Origin of the sequence: Rhizobium sp. NZLR1 (assembly GCF_017357385.1) — a bacterium.
GTDB lineage: Bacteria > Pseudomonadota > Alphaproteobacteria > Rhizobiales > Rhizobiaceae > Rhizobium.
This window is the reverse complement of record NZ_CP071632.1, coordinates 1671963-1690038: the sequence shown is the minus strand read 5'-3', so window position 1 is coordinate 1690038 and position 18076 is coordinate 1671963. Positions and strand designations below refer to the sequence as shown.

Annotated in this window: 15 protein-coding genes; 9 read left to right on the top strand and 6 right to left on the bottom strand. The window is 60.2% G+C overall.

What is annotated here, in order from left to right; translation table 11 throughout:
* Positions 1 to 4: 4 nt before the first annotated feature.
* Positions 5 to 796, top strand: a complete 792-nt coding sequence (locus J3O30_RS08425; protein ID WP_207583764.1) for a sulfite exporter TauE/SafE family protein — start codon at positions 5 to 7, stop codon at positions 794 to 796.
* A gap of 11 nt (positions 797 to 807) precedes the next feature.
* Here J3O30_RS08425 and J3O30_RS08420 read toward each other — a convergent pair whose 3' ends face one another.
* Complete coding sequence (locus J3O30_RS08420; RefSeq protein WP_207583763.1) at positions 808 to 1911, bottom strand: COX15/CtaA family protein; 1104 nt, start codon at positions 1909 to 1911, stop codon at positions 808 to 810.
* Positions 1912 to 2026: 115 nt separating this feature from the next.
* Here J3O30_RS08420 and J3O30_RS08415 point away from each other — a divergent pair, with 115 nt between their 5' ends.
* Complete coding sequence (locus J3O30_RS08415) at positions 2027 to 2236, top strand: DUF2842 domain-containing protein (RefSeq protein ID WP_207583762.1); 210 nt, start codon at positions 2027 to 2029, stop codon at positions 2234 to 2236.
* Between the two features lie 122 nt (positions 2237 to 2358).
* On the top strand, positions 2359 to 3600 hold the full coding sequence (locus tag J3O30_RS08410) for a GNAT family N-acetyltransferase (protein WP_207583761.1): 1242 nt from the start codon (positions 2359 to 2361) through the stop codon (positions 3598 to 3600).
* A 62-nt stretch (positions 3601 to 3662) separates the two neighbouring features.
* Here J3O30_RS08410 and J3O30_RS08405 read toward each other — a convergent pair whose 3' ends face one another.
* On the bottom strand, positions 3663 to 5828 hold the full coding sequence (locus tag J3O30_RS08405) for a Wzz/FepE/Etk N-terminal domain-containing protein (protein ID WP_207583760.1): 2166 nt from the start codon (positions 5826 to 5828) through the stop codon (positions 3663 to 3665).
* 302 nt (positions 5829 to 6130) lie between these two features.
* Here J3O30_RS08405 and J3O30_RS08400 point away from each other — a divergent pair, with 302 nt between their 5' ends.
* Genes J3O30_RS08400 through J3O30_RS08385 form a run of 4 tightly spaced genes read left to right on the top strand, consistent with a single transcriptional unit; the run spans position 6131 to position 10730 of the window.
* A complete protein-coding gene (locus tag J3O30_RS08400; RefSeq protein WP_207583759.1) occupies positions 6131 to 6706 on the top strand; it encodes a polysaccharide biosynthesis/export family protein in 576 nt (191 codons plus the stop codon).
* Between the two features lie 3 nt (positions 6707 to 6709).
* Complete coding sequence (locus J3O30_RS08395) at positions 6710 to 7879, top strand: glycosyltransferase family 4 protein (protein ID WP_207584286.1); 1170 nt, start codon at positions 6710 to 6712, stop codon at positions 7877 to 7879.
* A 56-nt stretch (positions 7880 to 7935) separates the two neighbouring features.
* Positions 7936 to 9501, top strand: coding sequence for an undecaprenyl-phosphate glucose phosphotransferase (locus J3O30_RS08390; protein ID WP_207583758.1), 1566 nt, complete (start codon positions 7936 to 7938; stop codon positions 9499 to 9501).
* Positions 9498 to 10730, top strand: a complete 1233-nt coding sequence (locus J3O30_RS08385) for an O-antigen ligase family protein (protein WP_207583757.1) — start codon at positions 9498 to 9500, stop codon at positions 10728 to 10730. The genes J3O30_RS08390 and J3O30_RS08385 overlap by 4 nt, the downstream gene beginning before the upstream one ends.
* Positions 10731 to 10748: 18 nt before the next feature.
* Here the strand turns inward: J3O30_RS08385 and J3O30_RS08380 are convergent, their stop codons facing one another.
* From J3O30_RS08380 to J3O30_RS08370, 3 genes are all read right to left on the bottom strand, one after another.
* Entirely contained in the window at positions 10749 to 11579 is an 831-nt protein-coding gene (locus J3O30_RS08380; protein ID WP_207583756.1) for a carbohydrate ABC transporter permease, read from the bottom strand.
* Positions 11579 to 12472, bottom strand: a complete 894-nt coding sequence (locus tag J3O30_RS08375; protein ID WP_164008873.1) for a sugar ABC transporter permease — start codon at positions 12470 to 12472, stop codon at positions 11579 to 11581. The genes J3O30_RS08380 and J3O30_RS08375 overlap by 1 nt, the downstream gene beginning before the upstream one ends.
* Before the next feature lie 152 nt (positions 12473 to 12624).
* Positions 12625 to 13959, bottom strand: coding sequence for an extracellular solute-binding protein (locus J3O30_RS08370; RefSeq protein ID WP_207583755.1), 1335 nt, complete (start codon positions 13957 to 13959; stop codon positions 12625 to 12627).
* 174 nt (positions 13960 to 14133) lie between these two features.
* Here J3O30_RS08370 and J3O30_RS08365 point away from each other — a divergent pair, with 174 nt between their 5' ends.
* Positions 14134 to 14748: a GNAT family N-acetyltransferase gene (locus J3O30_RS08365; protein ID WP_207583754.1), complete on the top strand. Its 615-nt coding sequence runs from the start codon at positions 14134 to 14136 to the stop codon at positions 14746 to 14748.
* Positions 14749 to 14894: 146 nt separating this feature from the next.
* Here J3O30_RS08365 and J3O30_RS08360 read toward each other — a convergent pair whose 3' ends face one another.
* Positions 14895 to 16652, bottom strand: a complete 1758-nt coding sequence (locus tag J3O30_RS08360; RefSeq protein WP_207583753.1) for a glycogen debranching protein — start codon at positions 16650 to 16652, stop codon at positions 14895 to 14897.
* Positions 16653 to 16850: 198 nt separating this feature from the next.
* Between J3O30_RS08360 and J3O30_RS08355 the strand changes: the two genes are divergently transcribed.
* The gene (locus J3O30_RS08355; RefSeq protein ID WP_207584285.1) at positions 16851 to 18032 is read left to right on the top strand and encodes an ROK family transcriptional regulator; all 1182 of its coding nucleotides are present in this window, start codon (positions 16851 to 16853) and stop codon (positions 18030 to 18032) included.
* Positions 18033 to 18076 lie beyond the last annotated feature (44 nt).

The window sequence follows — 18076 nt, the reverse complement described above, 5'->3', positions numbered from 1 at the left end:
CGTCATGACGCTCGATGTGCTCATCGCCGGCGTGCACGCCTGGTTTGCCGCCGCCCTGCCCGACCATGGCATCTATGCGCTGATGGCGTTCGCCGTCGTCGCCGGGCTCGCCCGCGGTTTTTCGGGCTTCGGCGCCGCATTGATCTTCATTCCGCTCGCCGGCGCGATCGTCGGGCCGAAGCTGGTCTCGCCGATCCTGCTCGTCATCGACGGCATTGCGACAGTCGGGATGATCCCGCCCGCATGGCGCGGCGCCAACCGACCCGAGGTCTTCGTCATGGCGGCGGGTGCGGCCCTCGGCGTCCCGGCCGGCACGGCGATGCTGGCGCTGCTCGACCCGCTGCTTTTGCGCTGGAGCATTACCATCATCGCGATCGCCCTACTCGCGCTTCTCGCATCGGGATGGCGATACCACGGCGCGCCTTCGGCAGCACTCAGCAGCGGCATCGGCCTAATCGCCGGGCTTTTCAGCGGCGCCGCGCAGCTCGGCGGGCCGCCTGTTGTCGCCTACTGGCTTGGCGGCAAAAGCGACTTCACGCGCGTCAGGGCGAACGTCGTTCTCTATTTCTCGATCTCGTCCGTCTTCAGTGCCATCAGCTATTATATCGGCGGACTGTTCGTGCCCACCGTCTTCGCACTGACCGCCATCATCCTGCCGAGTTATGCGGTCGGGCTTTACGGCGGCTCGAAACTGTTCGGACTCGCCGAGGAGCGGACCTTCCGCATCGCCTGCTACGTGCTGATCGCCGGCGCCGCGATCATCGGCATGCCGTTGCTCGATGGGGTGCTGCGTTAGAACAGGATGATTCAATCGCGCTCTGTGATCATCGTCCCATGCGGATATTCGCCGTAAAAGCCGCGCCAGTTGGCGACGGCGAAACCGAAAACCACCAGGGCACCGGCCTGATGCAGCAGGCCCCAGTGAAGCGGCACCTGCATCAGCAGCGTGGCGATGCCGACTGCGGCCTGCAGGGTCACCAGCGCGAAGAGCACGACGGCGCGGCGGGCATGGGTGGTCCATGGTGCGGCGCGCAGCGCGATCACCATGTTGATCAAGGTCAATGCGAAGAGCGTATAGGCGCCGATGCGGTGGATGAATTGCACCGTCTTCGGGTTCTCGAAGGCGTTGATCCAGAAGGGCTGCTGGATCAGCAGATCCGACGGGATGACGGCGCCATCCATCAGCGGCCAGGTATTGTAGGAAAAACCGGCGTCGAGCCCTGCCACCAGCGCGCCGAGATAGATCTGGAACAGTGCGAAAACGGCGATCGCGGCGGCAAAACCGCGCGAGCTTCGCGCCGGCGCCGGATCGCTGGAATGCCTGGAAAGCCCGCGCATGATCCACATGCAGCCGGCAAAGATCAGGCAGGCCATGACGAGATGCGTCGCTAGCCTGTACTGGCTGACGTCGGTGCGGACAGACAGGCCAGACGACACCATCCACCAGCCGATAAAACCCTGCAGGCCACCAAGCGCCAGAATGCCGACGAGCGGCCAGCGCAGGCGCTTTTCAATCCGCCCCGTCAGCCAGAAAAAGATGAGCGGCAGCGCGAAGATCACGCCGATGCCACGGGCGATCAGCCGATGCGCCCATTCCCACCAGAAAATGCCCTTGAACTCGTCGACGGTCATCGAGCTGTTCAACTGCTGAAACTCAGGAATGCGCTGGTAGAGGCGAAATTCCTCCTCCCATTCGGCAGCCGACAGCGGCGGGATGACGCCGTGGATCGGCTTCCACTCGGTGATCGACAGGCCGGAATTGGTTAGCCGCGTGGCGCCACCGACGAGCACGAGACAGAAGAGCGCCAAAAGCACGAAACCAAGCCAGAAACGCAAGGCGCGGCGGTCGCGGTCCTGCTTGCGCACTTCGCTCAGGATCGCCTGTTCCGTGGTCGGGTTTGCGACAGCCATGATGTCTCCTTCTATCCGGCAGTTGATTTGCCCCACCGGCTCATGCAAAACAAGCCCCGAACCTTTGCGGCATGCCGTCGCGCCGGCTCGCCCTGTCCATGCCGAGAGATAAACGATGCCCATTCGCCTCCGCAAATTCATCGGCACGATCCTCATCGTCGTGCTCGTGCTGGTCTATGCGCTGGTGGCGAACACGATCGCGGTGGCAGCGCTCGGCAACGCGCCCTGGTGGGGACACCTGCTCTATTTCCTGCTCACCGGCCTGCTCTGGGTATTGCCGGCAATGGTGATCATCAAATGGATGGCCGGACCGCCGCAGCAATAGGCCATTAACGGCCGAATAACCGTGATCGGCGGAAAACCTCGCCCGACGCGTGCAGTTAAACCAAATATACGTCTGGCATACCTACCTTCCCGTTCAGCATTCTTGACCGGAGAAAACCACCCGTGCAGACGCAAAAGCTCGATGTTCATGAACAGCCGTCGGAGGACGTGGCGCTGGCCCAAACGGCCATTTCGCGCCTGCGTCAGCTGAGCATGAAACTCGCCATGGCCGAAGTCGATATCGAAGTCTTCGACGCAATGCAGCCGTTGGAGGACGACTGGCGAGCGCTGGAGCGCGACAATCTCCAGTCACTCCATCAGAGCTATGATTGGTGCGCCGCCTGGGTGAGCGCCTTTCAGCGGCCGCTGGCGATCCTCAAAGGCACCTATGCGGGTCAGACGGCATTCATTCTGCCGGTCGAAATCATCAAGTCTCGGGGGCTTGCGACCGCGAAGTTCATCGCCGCCGATCACAGCAATATCAATACCGGCCTGTTCTCCGAGAGCTTTGCAGAGGCCGGCGGGACCATCGATCCCGGCAAGTTCGCCGGTCAGCTGCAGCAGGCGCTCAAGGGTCGGGCCGATCTGCTGCTGCTGCAGAACATTCCGCTGGAATGGCGCGGACGACCGACCCCGCTTGCGGGGCTGCCGATGGTGCAGAACCAGAATCATGCCTATCAGCTGCCGTTCTTTCCCGCTTTCGAGGACACGCTGAAGCAGCTCAACGCCAAGAACCGACGCAAGAAATTCCGTGTTCAATCGAAACGTCTCGAGGCGGCCGGCGGCGTCGAATACGTTGTCCCCGAGACTTCGGAAGAACAGCACCGTCTGCTCGATATCTTTTTCCGCCTGAAGAGCGCCCGCTTCGCCAGCCTCGGCCTGCCCGACGTCTTCGCCGACAAGGAAACGCGGGCCTTTTTGCACGGCCTCATCGACAAGCGGGATGACGACCGGCGGTATTTCGGGCTGCAGATGCATGTGCTGCGGCTCAAAAGTGAGAATGAGGGCCGGGTCGCCGCAATTTCAGGGATTTCGCGCAAGGGCGACCACATCATCTGCCAGTTCGGCGCAATCGACGAAGAGCTCGTTCCGGATACGAGCCCCGGCGAATTCCTCTATTGGCAGACCATTTCGGGATTGCATGGCAAGGGCGTGGCGCTGTTCGATTTCGGCCTTGGCGACCAGACTTACAAGCGTTCCTGGGCGCCTGTGGAGACCGCGCATTACGACGTGGTGCTGCCGGTCTCGCAGTTCGGCGTTCTCGCCGGCGCCGCGCACCGGATCGTCACCCGCGGCAAGGCCCATATCAAGGCCCGCCCGAAGCTCTACAAGTTCACGCAGAGCATCCGAGCACGGCTCGGCTAAGCGGTCTTTGTCTTACGCATGTCGTTGCCGCAAAACCGCGGCACACTTTTGCGCGGCATGCGTTAGGCGGCCTGGCCGAGCCTCTGCTCCGCCGCTTCACCACCCGACATCAACACGACGCGCTCGTAGCCCGCAGCCTGGAATTCCGTCATCAGGGCAACGAAGATCGTCTCCTCGACTTCCGGCAGGGAGAGAATGATCTCGACGTCGCGGCTGCGCGTCAGCCGCGAGACGCCGGCGACATCGGCCGAACCGCATTCGACCACCACGAGGTCGTAGGCGGCGGCAAGCGCATCGAGCAGCAGCGACAGCCGGTCCACACCGCGCATGGCGCGGCGAACGTCACTCTGGCCCTGGGGAATGAGATGGGCATCGGAAAGGTGGTCGCCGTGGATCGTGTCGCCAAAAGCGGCCTCGCCGCATAGCAGATCGGTGACGCCAAGAGCGGCCTGGTCCTCGGCCATCAATTCTGTGGGATAACCGGAACCGGTCATATCGATCAGGATGACGCGGCGGCCGGCGTCGGCGAGCATGCGGGTCAGCAAAACCGTTGCCGCCGAGCCATTGTCACCGGTCGGAGATATTGCGATTGCCAGCGGCGCCCGGCTGCCTGCGAGATAATCCGCAACCGAGGCGATTGAGAATTCGTTCTCGTCCTCCGGCGCCGCCTCGGCAGCCTTGACGTCCTCGACCGGATCTTCGTCGGCGACCACGGCGAGCATGCTCGGCCGGACGGGCTTTCTGACGACAGCGATAACGGGAGCGGCCTGCGGGGTATCCCTGTCCTCGACGAGCGTTTCGGCCTCGATCGCCTCACGGGACGCATCGACGGCACGCAGCGCCCGGCCGCTGAAAAGTTCGGCCAGCATGGTGACGATGGCGCTCAAGATCAATGTCGCAACGGTCGCGACGACGACGATCGGCACCACCTTCGGGAAATAGGGATCGACCGGCTCGATGGCTTTGGAAACGATACGGGCATCGGCTGGGCTCGAATTGCTGTCGGCGCGCGAGGCAGCCTCGCGGTAGCGCACCAGATAGGTTTCGAGCAGCTGCCGCTGGGCGGTCGCCTCGCGCTCCAGCGCATTAAGACCGACCTCGTCTTCACCGGCGCGAGCGCTATTGGCCTGCACCGTATCCGACTGCCGCTCAAGCTCGCTCGCTCTCAGATCTGCGACCTTGGATTCGTTGTCGATGCTCGCCAGAATCTTCTGGGTCTCCTGGCGGATCTGAGCCCGGATATCGGAGAGCTGGGCACGCAGGCTTTTCAGCCGCGGATGATTGTTGAGAAGGCTGGTCTGCAGGTCTGAAATCTGCGACTGCAGGCCGGATTCCGTCGCTTTCAGCCGCTGGATCGCCTGGGACGACATGATGTCCGGCAGCGTGTCGGAGGCCTCGCCCGAAGACAGCGCATTGCGCACCGCCTGCGCCCTCGCCTCGGCATTGGCCTTGTCGCCGCGCACACGGGTCAGCTCAGCAGAGATATCGTTCAGCTGCTGGGCCGGAAAGGTGGTCGTGCCGTTGGTCTGCAGCAGCCCGTGGGAGGTGCGATATTCAGCGACCTTCTTCTCGGCTTCGCTGACCTTGCCACGCAGGCCTTCGATCTCCGGCTCCAGCCAGCGCGTCGCTTCGGAATTGGAATCGAGCTTGGCGCCGCTCTGCGTCGAAAGATAGACATTGGCCATGGCGTTCGGAATGGCGGCGGCGAGCTTCGGGTCCTTCGAAGTAAAACTGATGCCGATGACGCGTGAACCCGGCACCTGGTAGACCTGCAGGCGTTCGACGAAGGCATCGATCACTCGCTCTTCCGGCGGATTCTCCAGCGGGTTCTTCTTCAGATGCAGCTTCACCAGGATGCTGCTCATCGCCGAGCCGTCGGCTGCATCGTCGAATTCCGGCAGGTTATAGAGCTTCAGGTCGTTGATGACCTTCTTGAGAAGATCGGCCGATTGCAGCAGCTGCACCTGGCTGGCGATATTCAGCTCATCCATCAGCGGACCGGCGCTGGCGTCGTTGGCCTGCTGGGTGCTGGCGAAGGCCGGCGCGCGGGGTTCGATCAGAATGCGCGTTTCGCTGCGAAATTGTGGCGACATGATCTTGGCGCCTGTAAAGGCGACGCCCGCCCCCACGAGGGTAATCGCCAGAATCCGCAGACGGCGCGCCCAGACGGCGCGGACCAACTGGCCGAGGTCGATGTCCACATCCTGATCACGCGCTACGCCGGACATGCTCTTACTCCACAACAAAGGTGCCGCAAGCGTAAACGACCATGGTAACTCAACGGTTAATGGCAATCTTGCGGAGTAATGAGCGGAGCATGATGCCGAAAAGTGTGAGCGGTTTTGGGCGACATCATGCTCTGACTTTTAATTTAGAACAGGATTCAGATCTGAGGCCGATCCGGCCTAAGATCATCCTGTTCTAAGGAGCGATGAAGGAAACCAGGAAATTGCAAGCGGCCTTTACCGGGCATTAACCCTAACGGATCGATAACGGCTCTACCGAGTTCATTTTCTGTGAGCACAAACGGATGTCTGTCGTCCAGCCCAAGATCCTTTTGGCCCTGAGCCTTGCAGCCATGACGGCAGCATTGGGCGGCTGCACGACGTACAAGCCGGCTCCGAAGGCCTTCAACGAGGCGACTATCCAGCCCTATACCCTGGACAGCGGCGATCGGTTGCGCGTTACCGTTTTCGACCAGCAGAGCCTGACCAACACCTATACGGTGGATCAGGCCGGCTATATTGCCTTCCCCCTCATCGGCCAGGTCCCTGCCCGCGGCCGAACTCTGCAGCAGCTCTCGGGGCAAATCGCTCAGAAACTGCAACAGGGCTATCTTCGCGATCCCGACGTCACCATCGATGTCGATCGCTACCGTTCGATCTTTCTCATGGGCGAAGTCGGCCAACCCGGCCAGTATGCCTATGTCCCCGGCATGACGGTGCAGAATGCTATCGCGGTCGCTGGCGGCTTTACCGGCCGCGCCAACCAGAGCATGGTCGACGTCACCCGCAAGATCAACGGACGAGTGCTGACCGGCCGCATCAACATATCGGGGCCGATTATCGCCGGCGACACGATCTATGTTCGCGAACGGCTCTTCTGAATGATGGCAGAACAGCAGCCGCTCCGCATCCTCCATTGCTTCAGGTCGCCGGTCGGCGGGATTTTCCGACATGTCCGCGACCTCGTCGAGGAGCACAGCAAGGCCGGTCATGAAATCGGCATCCTCTGTGACAGCTCGACTGGCGGCGAATACGAGGACAGCCTGTTCGACGATATCCGTCCCTATCTCTCGCTCGGCCTGACACGCGTGCCGATCCGGCGCTCGATCAGTCCGTCAGATATTGCGACGATGTGGGATACATACAAGAAAATCAAAAGTTTGCGGCCGGATGTGCTGCACGGACACGGCGCCAAGGGCGGCGTGCTCGCGCGACTTGCCGGCTCAGCGTTGCGGGTGAACAGGTATCGCGTAGCCCGCCTCTACACCGCGCATGGTGGAAGCCTGCATTATTCGCGTTCCTCGTTCAGTGGACAGTTCGTCCTCAGGATGGAGCGCCTGCAGGAATATTTCACCGATGCGCTGGTCTTCATCTGCGAATACGAGCGCGACACCTATGCGCGCAAAGTGGGTAAGCCGCGGACGAAGACGAGACTGATCTATAACGGTATCGCCGAGCGCGATTTCGAGCCGATCCCGACCCGCTCGGATGCGGTGCATTTCATCTATGTGGGAATGCTCCGGGACCTCAAGGGTCCCGATCTGTTTGTCGATGCCTTCGCCAAGACCGAACGGCTGCTCGGCAGGCCGCTGTCGGCACTGATGATCGGCGACGGGCCGGATCGCGATCGCTACCGCGAGATGATGGTCGAGCGCGGCCTCGGCAAACGCATCGGCATGCTACCGGCGATGCGGGTCCACGAAGCCTTCTCCATGGCGCAGAACCTTGTCGTTCCCTCGCGCGCCGAAGCCATGCCCTATATCGTGCTCGAAGGGCTCGGCGCCGGCAAGACGATCATCGCAAGCCGTGTCGGCGGCATTCCCGAGGTGCTCGGCGCCGACAGCGCAGCCCTTGTGGAGGCCGGGAATTCCGACGATCTCGCGCGCGTCATGGCGGAAACGCTGAGCACACCCGACTGGCACGCCAGGACGATGCCGAAGCCCGAGGCGGTGAAGGCGGTGTTTTCCTCCGCCGTCATGGCACGCGATGTCCTGAAATTGTACCATGAACTCGTCGGTGCCGCCGACCGTCAAGCAATGCCCGCCGCCTCGTAAATATTTCTTAGGGGCTTTCTGGTATTTCGCTTGGTGACAACGAGCGAAAAAGCCCCATGAACAAGCTGGAAAAAGGCGATCAATTCGACGTGGAAGCACTGCGCAAGCAGGTCTCCGACATCGAGGTGCGCGGCGACGCGGGTCAGGAAAAACCTTCCGGCCCGACCGAAATCAACCCCTATGCCCGGCAGATCGCCGAACAGTTCCGCGATGGAACCAATTCGCCTGTCATCATCATCGGGCAATTGCGGCTGCTGGAATTCCTGGCGCTCTTCGCGATCGCCCTGATCGTTCACACTTTCTGGCCCGGCGACGGCCATGATTCCTCCTGGATGCGGGCGGGCATGGCGGCGATCGCTTCGGCCTTGACCGTCATCGGCCTCCAGCTTGCCGACACCTACACCATCCCAGCGCTTCGGGCCAAGCTGCGGCTGATCCCGCGCATTCTGGCTTCGTGGACGATCGCGCTTCTCCTGACCGTCGGCCTGTTCGCTCTGGTTCGCGGCAGCACATGGGCGATGGTCGTCGACGCCTTTATACCCTGGTTTGCAGCCGGCGCGCTCTTCCTTGCCGCCGAGCGTTTCCTCGTCACCTACGGCATCCGCAACTGGGCGCGCAACGGCATCATGGAGCGCCGCGCCGTCATCGTCGGTGGCGGTGAGCCGGCCAAGGACCTGATCCGCATCCTCGAACAGCAGGATGACAACGACATCCGCATCTGCGGCATCTTCGACGATCGCGGCGAAAAGCGCTCGCCGATCATGGTCGCAGGCTATCCGAAGCTCGGCACCGTGGCCGAACTCGTCGAATTCGTGCGGCTGACGCGCATCGACATGCTGATCATCGCTCTGCCGCTTTCGGCCGAGGCGCGTATCTACGACCTTTTGAAGAAGCTCTGGGTTCTGCCGGTCGATATCCGCCTTGCCGCGCATGCCAACCGGCTGCGTTTCCGGCCGCGCGCCTATTCGCATGTCGGCTCGGTGCCGATGCTCGACATTTTCAAGATGCCGATCCGCGACTGGGATTCCGTCGCCAAGCGCGGCTTCGACATCTTCTTCACCGTCGTCGCGCTGGCGCTGCTCTGGCCGCTGATGGTAGCGACGGCGATTGCCATCAAGGCAACCTCCGAAGGCCCGGTTTTCTTCATGCAGAAGCGCCACGGCTTCAACAACGAAATCATCAACGTCTTCAAATTTCGCTCGATGTACACCAACATGGCCGACCCTACGGGAAAGGCCGCGGTCACCAAGGGCGATCCGCGTGTCACCCGCGTCGGCCGCTTCATCCGCAAGACCTCGATCGACGAATTGCCACAGTTTTTCAATGTCTTGAGGGGCGAGCTTTCGCTGGTCGGGCCGCGCCCGCATGCGGTTCTCGCCCAAGCCCGCGACCGCGCCTTCGGCGATGTCGTCGAGGGTTATTTCGCCCGCCACCGCGTCAAGCCCGGCGTCACCGGCTGGGCCCAGATCAATGGCTGGCGCGGTGAGGTGGACAATGACGAGAAGATCAAGTTCCGCACCGCATACGACCTCTATTACATCGAGAACTGGTCGCTCTGGTTCGATCTCAAGATCCTGTTCCTGACGCCGATCCGGCTGCTCAATACGGAAAACGCCTATTGACCGCGATCGAGGCGACATATCCGCGTGTCGCCCAGCCGCAGCGGATGACGCTGCGCCTGATCGGCTCGGCCTTCGTCGCCTTCGGCGTCTTCCTTTCCGGTTTCGTGATCGACGAGCCGGCACCCTACGAACTCTGGATGGCGGGGTTGATCGGCCTCTGGTTCATCCTGGGCCTCAGGATTTCGCGCGGCGTGGCGCCGCTGCTTGCCCTGCTGCTCACCTTCAATATCGGCGGCATGCTGTCGCTGACGCAGATGAAGGATCTGGCGACAGGGCCGATGTATATTGCGGTGTCGACCTTCCTGGCGCTGACGGCGGTCTTCTACGCAGCGATTATCGAGGATAGCCACAAGCGGCTGCTGCTGATCTTCAACGCCTGGACCTTCGCCGCCGTCGCCACCTCAGCGCTCGGCATACTCGGCTATTTCCATGCCTTTCCAGGCGCGGAAATCTTCACACTCTATGACCGCGCCAAGGGCGCCTTCCAGGACCCGAACGTCTTCGGCCCCTTCCTGGTGCCGCCATCACTCTATCTCGTCCACGGCATTCTGGTGGGCGACCTGAAGAAATCACCGCTGAAGGCTGCCGCCTTGCTCGTACTTGCGCTCGGCATCTTCCTGTCCTTTTCCCGCGCCGCCTGGGGCCTGTTCGCGCTCGGCGTGGGGCTGCTGATCTTCATCATGCTGCTCAAGGAGCGCAGCGGCGCCTTTCGCCTCAGGGTGCTGGTGCTGTCGCTGGCGGCGATCATCATGTTGGTCGCTTCGCTGCTGGTGGCGCTGCAGATTCCGAAGGTCGCCGAACTGTTTTCGGCGCGCGCCCAGCTAGTGCAGCAATATGACGGCGAGCATCTCGGCCGTTTCGAGCGCCACCGGATCGGCTTCACCATGATGATGGAGCGCCCGCTCGGCATCGGCCCGCTGGTGTTCGGCACAATGTTTCCCGAGGACGAGCACAATATCTGGCTGAAATCGCTCACCACCTATGGCTGGCTCGGCTTCGTTAGCTATGTCGGCATGCTCATCTGGACGCTTGCGCTCGGCTTCCGATACCTGCTGCTCGACCGCCCGTGGCAACCCTTCCTGATGATCGCCTGGATCTCGGTTCTCGGCCATGCGACGATCGGCAACGTCATCGATATCGACCACTGGCGCCATGTCTATCTGCTGCTCGGCACTGTCTGGGGCTGTGCGGCACTAGAAGTGCGCCACAGGCGTGGCCGGAGGCCATAGCTCCGATAATGTCGCAGTCTATTTCGTCGCGCCCGCCGTCAAGCCGGCGATAAACCGCCGCTGGAAAACCAGATACGTCAGGATGAGCGGGAAAATCACGATCACCGCGCCGGCGGTCAGAACTGGCGTGTTGACAGTGTAACGCCCTTGGAAAAACAGCATGCCGAGGGGCAGCGTCCGATAGGCGTCGTCGTTGACCAGAATGAACGGAATGAGAAACTCGTTCCAGGTCCAGATGAACAGGAACAGCGCCAGTGTCGACATTGCCGGTATCATCAGCGGGATAACGATCTTGCGAAGGATATGAAAGCGTCCGGCGCCGTCGAGGACCGCCGCTTCGAGAACTTCCTCCGGCAATTGCTGCATCGCACTGGCGAGGAAGATCGTTGAGAACGGTATCGACATGGCGATCTGCGGGATAATAAGCGCCGCATAGGTATTGATCAGCCCAAGGTATCGCATTTCATAGTAAAGCGGGATGATGAAGGCCTCGGCCGGCACCATCATGCCGAGCGTCAGGATCGCGAACAGCGTGCGCCGGAGCGGGAATGACAGGTAGGCAAAGGCAAAACCGGTCAGCAGGCCTAGAAAGACGCTTACTGCAACGACGGGTATGACAACGATGATCGAATTCCAGAAGTAGATGTTGAAATGTCCGGCATTCCAGGCATCGACATAATTTTCGAAATGCGGGTAGGCCGGCAATGCGAAAGCACCCCTGAGAACGTCAGCCTTGCTCTTTATCGACGTCAGCAGCAGAAGCAGGAACGGCGTGATCGTTACGAAAGCAAGAAGCCAGAGGAGAAGGCGAAGGAAGAGCGCGGCGGGGATGTTGGACGAACGGCTCATCAAGCCACTCCTTTGCTTCTAGAGCCGACCAGCCGGTGAATTGCATAGTTGATTGCGAATGTCAGCAACGCGCCGACAATGGCGATGGCCGCCGCAGCGCCGAACCGATTGAGCTCGAAGCCGAGCTGATACATGTAGATATTCGGCACGAGCGTCGCGTTTGCCGGTCCGCCGCGGGTCATTGTAAAAATCAAGTCGAAGCTTTTGATCGATGCTATCACCGTCAGAAGCAAAACCACCCTTATCTCAGGCATGAGAAGCGGCAGCGTTATCCAGAAAAATGTCTTTCGCGCCGAAGCGCCATCGACCTTGGCAGCATCGAACAGCGACGGGTCGATGCGCTGAATTCCGGTGAGGAAGATGACCATGCAGAAACCAAAGAAATACCATGTGGCAACGATCCCGACCGCGGGAAGCACAAAATTGAAATCTCCGAGCCACGGTAATGCGAACCTGCCCAGTCCTATCGCTCTGAGAAACTGATTGAACGGGCCGAATGCAGGATTGTAGAGCCATGCCCAGATGATGCCCAACACGGCAGTCGGCATGATATAGGGCAGAAACAGGAACGTTCTGAGCGCGAGTTGTTCGCGCTGCTTCAGATTCCAGACGCAGGCAGCAAGCGTTATGCCGAGCACGAGCGGCAGAACACAGTAGAAGATCATGAGCTCGGCGTTGTTACGCAAGGCGATGTAAAAACGGCTGTCGGAAAAGAGATCGGCATAATTACCGAGGCCAACCCACCTCGGCATGCTCAAGCCGTCCCAACTGGTCAGGCTCAATCCCAAAGCCGCGACAATCGGTCCAAAGACAAACGCCGCGTAAAGCAGCAATCCAGGCAATAAATAGATGAAATTGGTATGTTGCGTTCCATCAAGTGCGGAGCGTTTCATCCAGTACTCCATGAAGCCAAAGCTCTGGTCATCGCGCAGCAAGGCGTGAACTCGCAGCGCTCATTTTAACGTGGCGAACGGGACGCCGGTTGGACCGCCGAGCTGGCGGTCGTGACCACCGAGCTGGCGATCACGACCAGCGTCCGTGCTCCTTATTTCTTATCCTTCAAGTACGCCTGATAATCCTTGTCCATGGCATCGACAAAGGCTTCGGGCGTGATCTTGCCGGACAAGAGAAGTGGCGTGTTGTCGTCTATCGTCTTCAGCATCGTCGGGCTTGACCAATCGGGGTAATGGCCGAGTGCATCGTTGGCATTGAGTGTTTTCCACATCTCGATGCCAGAGGTCAGGAGCGGCGTGAGCTTGGGCTTTGCATCCGCCGGGAGCGATGTTGCGGGAAGGTAGCCGGCATTGGCCCAGCTTTCAGCGGCCTTTTCCGAAACCATGTAGTCGATATACTCGCCGGCCAAGTCCTGCTTTGTCTTGTCTTTGGCAAGGCTCGTTATCGCCCAGGCAAGATCCACGCCTCCGACACTCATGGGCTTGGAAATGCCCTTCGGAGCGGGAATGGCCATGAAGCCGATATCCGGATTGTTTTGCATGTCGCCGAAATACCAGGTCCCGGAGATCAGGAACGCGCCCTGCCCGGAAATGAAGAGCTGGACGGCGTCGTCACCCGAGATGCCCTCGAAACCAGGATAGAAATAGCCTCCCTGTGCCCAACTCTGCACGAGTTTGGCGGATTCGATATTGCCCTTGGTGTTCCAGGAACCGCCCTTGCCGTAAATCAGGTCATCAAGTTCGCCGCGATTGGCCGCGTCGATATGCGCTTGATCGATGGCACCGATCATGTGCAGGGCGAGATGCTGCTTTGCCGAGCCCATCATGAAGGGCGCGACGCCTTTTTCCTTCAGCTTATCAAGATCAGCCAAAAGCTCCTCGAAGGACTGCGGCAGTTTAACGCCTGCGTCGTCGAGGATCTTCTTGTTGTAGTAGAGGCCAACGATCTCGCCGAGACCCGATATGCCGTAGGTCTTGCCGACCCCGAATTTTGGCCCATCCCAGCGGTCTCGAGCAAGCACGGAATCCGACTGCCGCTTATCCCAGCCATATGTCTTGATGTACTCGTCAACCGGCAGGAGCAAACCTTCCTTGATCATCGCGCCCATGTCGCCGGCGCCCTGGTTGACCTTGGTGATGACAGGGCCATCCCCTGCCGAAACCGCAAGCTTCAGCGTCAGCTTCATGTCATCGAAGGTGCGGGCGGTGCGTTTGATCGTTACACCGGGATGGGCGGCTTCGAACTCCTTATTCAGTTGCTCGATAACCGCGCTCTGGCCTTCGAAGGTTTGGTCATCCCACACAGCCAGATCGTCGGCGCGGGCCGCGGAAAGGCCGAAACTCATAAGCGCCGCGCCTGCAAGCGCGACGGCTGCTTTCAATCGGTATGCCGGCAGTATGCTGATCGATTTCACGGTTCTATTCATCTGCTCCACCTCACTTGGTTTATTCTCCACTCCCCATCCGAGCCTTGCGCCTGGCACCGGCCGAACGTTTCCTTCCAGACCTTTGCCGGGCCTGCGAATCTGAGGTAATCGTCAATGCATGAGTCTCTCTCGCGACCTACAATGACAAAGCGCCACGCAGGAGGTGGCAAAGGTATGGACAGCAACTGCTTCATCCGCCCGGCGATTGAAGCGGATGTCGAAGCTCTTTTCGACATCTGCCTGAAAACCGCCAATGGCGGCGAGGATGCCAGCGCGCTTTATAGCGACCCGCATCTGCCCGGTTACATCTGGTCGGTACCCTATCTCAAGTTTGCCAGAGACCTTGCCTTTGTTCTCGTTCAGGGCGACCGGCCGGTCGGCTATGTCGTCGGAGCGGCCGATACCGGCGGGTTCGACAAAGACTTGGCGACACACTGGTGGCCGTTCGTCCGCCGAGAGATCGCCGGACTGACACCCAGCCATCCGCGCGACGCCGATGTGATCGAGCGAATTCAAAATCCGCGAAGCGGAACGACGTGGCTTCAAAACGATTATCCCGCGCATCTTCACATCAACATTCTTCCCGGACTTCAGGCAGGCGGCTGGGGGCGCAGGATGATCAGCACCGAGCTTCAGGCGCTTCGCAATCACGGGGTAAAGGCTGTGCATCTCGGGGTCGATCCAAACAACGAACGCGCCAGAGGTTTCTACCGTCATCTTGGTTTTTCCGAACTCGAACGGGACGGTTCCGTCGCCTTCGCCATGCGGATCGATGAGGGATCCGACTAGAGCATTTCCGTTTTTCTTCGAATCACGAAAATGCTCTAGCTCGTTATTTTCACGCAATTCCCTGGCCAAACCGGGTCGCGCTTTTCCCCGCAAAACCGCTGCACGCTTTTGCTGGAATTGCTTTAGAACCGAGCGAGCCGTCATGCTCATGAGATTGGCTCCGCATTTGCGGCGTCAAGCCCGTATTTTAAAACAACTGCCGCCGGCATGGCACTCCAGCCCTGAAGCAGGGAGCCGCGCCCGTAAGGCGGGGAGAAATATTCCACCGCACCGATCCAGCCATTCTCGAGGCAGGTTTCCCACCAGCGTGTCAGTGCATAGCGCGCACCGCCAAGTCCGTGGCGAAGGCGTTCTTCGGCATAGGCGCCATCCCAATACGGCCAGTCCGAGCCGTTATGGTAGCGGTAGGGAAAAGCCGTCTTGGATCGCAGATCGCTTGGCCGTTTGAATGGCGGATAGGCGCACATCACACCCCAGCTGCCATAGGGCTGCTCCTGATTGTTGCGCGTTTCGAGTCTCGTTTCAAATGCTCTCAGCAAGCCAACCGCCTTCTGCCCGGAAATCGCAGCAAATCGCGACAAGGTCAGGCTGTCGAGAGCCAGATGATCCTCGACAAAAGCGCCAGGCGTTCCATAGTCGACATATCCTCCCGTTGTCGGCACATAGAGCTTGGCTTCGATTTCTTCGCGGGCAAGATTTACGGTCTTGCGTGCGCGTTCGGCAAGCGTCGGATCGAGACTGTCTCCAAGCCTTGCCACCGCGTCCATGGCGCCTACGAAAAGACCCAGATCGTAAGAGACCAGACCCTCACGATAGACGTTGTCCGCCCAGTCTCGGTCGTTGCGCGGCTTCAGCGGCAGAACGCTGCCAGGACCGGCCATGCTGAGATAACGCTCCACGATTGCCTTGACGATCGGCCAGTGCCGTTGCACCTCGGCTGTATCTTTCGTTGCGCTGAAATAGTCGTCAATGAAAAGAATAAAGAAGAGCGGGCTGTCGAAGTGGTCGCTCCACCAATCTTGCGGACGGTTGTGGTACTCCGGAACCGCCCTCTTGTGGGTTTTGGGATTGGCCTTGCTGTCGGCGACAAAGCGCTGCCAAGCCTCTGACTGCGCAGGCCCGGTCAAGATTACGCCGCTTGGAGCTTCTCCATCCGGCTGGACCCCCTTGGCGAGCAGCCGGATCTCGTCGCGCACCGCCTCCGGCGCAAGCGTCAGAAGAGGCTGCATCGTCCAATAGCCATCGCGGTAATAGGTCCGCGCCGGAGCACTATAGGCCTGCCCTGCGGCAAGACCAGCGAAGGCGCCGTGTTCATCACGTCTGATGCTGGAAAGGGCGGCATGTATCCCCTGGCTGACCATGCTGCGCATCAGCGCGTCGGCGTCGGGCGTCAGATCACAACGTGCAACATATTCAGCGGCTTCCGTAATGATGGCCTGGCTGGTGAGGCTGAGAGCTTTCTCGGCTTCGCCTCTCGATGCGCCGACGGCAATCCGAAGATCCGAGCCGAGAGCGTCCACGATGAGCACACCCCAGCCCATTTCGAAAATCCGCCGATGATCGGTCCGAGTGAGCCTCGCGCTTGCGCCTTGTTCATCCGGCTCATGCCACCAGGCGCAACGGCGCGCCGGATATACACCCTGGAGACGCACGCCTCTGATCAACATCACCGGCAGCGACTGCGCGACGAATACGCCGCCATGTTCGCAGACCATTCGGTTCGGGGCATAGGTATAAGGCCCCCCGACGGCAGAAAATCTCACACGCCCCAGACTGCCGGCGCCCCAGAGAGCAAGATCAGCGTATCCATCCGGATGAACATCCGCCTGAAGGCGTGGCGCCATTACAGGCAATAAAACGCCCTCTTCGGCGAAAAGCTGTCCATCAGTCGAGGGCTTTATCATTGGCAATCCCCGCAATTGATCCCAGCCTACAGGTAGCCTTCCGTTTGTCAAGGACGTAGACAAAGAGAGAGCTGTAGTGTACTGAAAACCGGTAGAGATGATCAGATAGAGCTTCAGATCTCGCCTTTCGCGATATTGGAAAGCCAATATCGTGCTAATTAAGTATGTGCTCCGAACTAATTGCAACGAGCTGGCCGGATAGCAATGACCTCTTCTGTCGTACAGACTCCAATCGCACGAAAAATTTCAACCAATGCCGTGATCCGCACCGTGTTGGCCAGCGGGTCGATCTCCCGCGCCGATATTGCCAAGCTGACCGGCTTGTCAAAACAGACGATTTCCGATGTCGTGCGCGACCTTGAAGATGATGGTTGGCTGAAACCGATCGGACAGACCGACGGTCGACCCGGCCGGAATGCGATCATCTATGAAATCAATGCACGAGCAGGACTGGCTGTCTCCATCGATCTCGGTGGCACCAAGATTGCTGCGGCGATCTGCGATCTGTTGGGCAACGTCGTCGCCGAAACCAAAGTGGCCACCGACCCACGGGGCGGAATGCATCTCGTCAATCAGTTCAGCGATGTGATCGTTGAACTGGCGCTTGCTGTCGGAACGACCGCCGACAAGCTCCGTCTCGTCGTTCTGGGCAGTCCCGGCGTGCTCGATCCCGCCACCGGCCATATCAATGTGGCACCGAACATTCCCGGCATCGACGCCATGAATCTGTGGCAGGTCTTCAGCGATAGGATGGGCGTGCCGGTGATCGTCGAAAACGATGTCAACCTGGCGGCGCAAGGGGAGCGATGGCGGGGACACGGTGTCGAGACCGGCAATTTTGCTTTCATCGCTCTCGGAACCGGCGTCGGCATGGGCATTATCGCCAATGGTGCTCTGCTGCGCGGCGCGCGTGGCGCGGCCGGCGAAATCGCCTATCTCCCGATCGGCGGAGACGCTTTCGATCCTGGCGGGTTTACGCTTGGAACATTTGAGAGCGCGGTCGGCAGTGTCGCGATGCTTCGTCGCTACACGGGTTTCGGCGGGCGCAACGCATCCACCGTGGCCGACCTCTTCGCCGCCTTCAATGCGGGAGAGACAAGCGCCGTGGCGGCAATTGAAGAGACGGCAAGGCTGGTCGCAGTCGCCATTGCGGCCATCGGAGCAACGCTTGATCCTGAACTGGTGATCACCGGCGGCAGCATCGGTGCAAGACCCGAACTTGTAAATGCGATCCGGGGTTTCCTGCCGCGTTGCACGCCTTATCCGCCGCGCATCGAAATCAGCCGCTTTGGGAACCGCGCCGCGCTGATGGGAGGAATGGGGGTCGCGGTCGAGCGCATGCACGACGATCTATTTGGTGTAAAATTGAAGGACGCATGATCGGCTCGCGCCACTTGAGAACTACGGTGAATGCGCTAGATTTT